This window comes from Microcoleus sp. LEGE 07076 (assembly GCF_015207455.1).
GTDB lineage: Bacteria > Cyanobacteriota > Cyanobacteriia > Cyanobacteriales > Microcoleaceae > Microcoleus.
Window position 1 is genome coordinate 1 of sequence record NZ_JADEWV010000405.1, and the last position, 2,653, is coordinate 2,653.

A 2,653-nucleotide genomic window follows, 5' to 3' on the forward strand; every position below is an offset into this window, starting at 1 on the left:
GCTTCATTTAGATGTCGATCGCTGTTTGTATGAAATTATTGACGGTGAATTAGTCACCACAGATTTATTTAATTATACGATGCCTTTGATTCGATATCAATGTGGCGATCGCCTTCAGTTCAATCCTGATGTTTGTCCTTGCGGGCGTTCGGGATTAACCGCAAAAATTCTCGGGCGCAGTCAAGAGCAAATCAAGACACAGCAAGGCTTTAAGTGTCCGGGAGAACTCTCTTTGCCGAAATTTACTGGGATTCTAAATTATCAGATAGTCAGGCAAAATCAACAAGAGGTAGATATTTGGCTGCAAATCGAACAGCAGCAAGTTCTTGATTTGTTGCCTTTACAGCTTTGTTTGGAAAAGTTATTTGGAGATTTTAAAGTGAGAGTAATTGTCGATTCATCGGATTTTACTCACTTTAAAAATACACCAAGTTGTAGCGATTTAGAATGGGTCGAATGGGTAACAAAAAAATCTTGGCATGAGTGGCTGGAATCAGGTTTATCGCCTGTAGGAGAAGCCGGAGAAATTGCATTATTCTTGAAAAGCTTAATTCAGCCGACAGTGATGGTGAGTTCGGGGATATCGCCGATGGCCCAACAAGCCCTCGAAAGGCTATTACAACGTAAAACCTATCGGGAAACATCCGTAGAATTAATGGCTGTACGAGTATTGCTGTTTGCGTGTAGTTTTTTAACCGATATCCCAAAAAGACAGCAGATATACCGCCACGCCCAGAAGCGTTTAGCCGAGATGAATTGCCGGGAATATCCGGCAATGATAGATTTACTAATTCCCAGTTTAGGATTTGAGAATAACACCGCTGCATCCATCTGGGAAAATACTAATTTACCTGCTACTGGTAAGCTTGATGTATTTAATATTCAGCACTTGTTAGCAGCATTCACCCTAGCAGCAAGTAAAGCCAAACAGGATAATCCAAATGTAGGGAAAGCCTGGAAACCAATTTTAGCTGTTTTAATCGGAGATTTAAATTTTTGGGCGTCCCGATTTCACATCCAAATTTTAGCATCTTGGTGCGAATTAGTCAGTGGAAAGGCGATCGCCCCCAGCACTAAATATCCACAAACAACAGGCGATCGTTTTTTAGATGCTTGGTTGACTTGGCGTCAAGTCATGATGTGCGATCGCGCATCAGCTACAATCGCATTATCTCAGTTACAAGCGACAGCAACTTTACCGTCAGAACTAGCACGAGTAGAACTCGAACACGGATATACTAAACTGAAGAGGCAAGTTGACATTGACCCGCAGGAATGGTTAGATAAAATTGACATTTATGGTGGACTAATTAGCCGCCACTTACCCGATTGCGAAATCGATCCGATACCTTGGATGCCGATTTTGCTAAAATTAGCGCAAGTTTTGCTAGCAGAGGGAGAAGGCGAATTAGCCTATCAGTGTTTAATTGCGGCTGCTGCGCCGGATATGCGGGCTTCTGGATTTGAAAGATTAGCACGACAGATGAATTACAAACAGTCTGCAATTTGCGATCGCACACAATGGTAAGTTTAACTCTAATTATACTGGGAAACAGCCATCCTGACTGGGAAATAGAGGCGATCGACACTTTCCAGAATCAAGAATATGATTTAAAACAAGTAATTAAATTCAATCCCTCAGACTCAGTAAAAAACCCGGTTTCTGGGCTACCATGCGTAAGTCCTATTTTACAGAGATATTGCACGATTATCAATCCGCCTTTTATGAACAGGCATCTTGCCTGTGAAGCGAGAAAATTTATCTCTTGTGGAACAGGCATCTTGCCTGTTGCTGACAATGGTGGAACATCTCTAATTTTACAGACAATTGATACTGAACTAACAGCTATTTTACCTGCTAATACACAATTAAATTTTTTGCCACCTCAACTAAGAAATCCCGCCCTCGCATCCTTACCTCCAAAAGTAGAGTTACCCCTAGAAACTGCCAAACAATATCCTGTTAACTCCTTGGGTTGGATTGCATCAACTCCTTTGATAAAAGCGACCCTACCGCAGTTAGAAATAGAGCGCTGGAATTTGTTAGCTGTTGCTAGGGAATTAGAACGGCAAAATATCGCTTTTACCTGGGGAACAGCCAAGGCGAATACTTATTATAAAAAAGCTCGCCAGTTCGATCCAAAAACAGTTATAAATAACGAGAACATTATCGGCAACGCTGACCAAAAAAATGTCAACTATCCCGTCGAATATGCTCGAATCACCAGTCAATCTCGCGTACTTGCTGTGATTCCTCATTTTGGCTGCGAACATTTTCTGCGTCGCTGTTTGCAGTCTCTGGTAACTCAAACTAGACCTCTGGATGGTATTGTAGTTATTGATGATGGTTCGGAGTCGCCACCTGTAGATATTGTCCGAGAGTTTCCAGGGGTGACTTTATTAGCTTCAGCTTTGAATGTCGGCCCTTACCGTTTAATTCAACAGGTGATTGAGCAAACTGATTATGATGCTTATTTGTTCCAAGATGCCGATGATTGGTCGAGTTGCGATCGCTTAGAATTGCTGTTAGCAGCAGCCGAAAATCATGGTGCTAAATTAGTTGGAACCCAGGAATTGCGAGTGTTTGAAGATGACAGGGTTTTACCTGTGGTTTATCCTCTCAATGTCAGCGCCGCCCTAGCAGCAAAACCGG

General features: G+C 42.2%; 1 protein-coding gene and 1 pseudogene. Both read left to right on the forward strand.

Going from position 1 to position 2,653, the window contains the following annotated elements:
• Positions 1 to 1,528, forward strand: a pseudogene (locus IQ270_RS29670) (hypothetical protein); the annotation flags it as partial.
• A partial coding sequence (locus IQ270_RS29675; protein WP_193976685.1) for a glycosyltransferase family 2 protein occupies positions 1,522 to 2,653 on the forward strand: 1,132 nt, incomplete at its 3' end. The pseudogene IQ270_RS29670 and the gene IQ270_RS29675, both read left to right, overlap by 7 nt.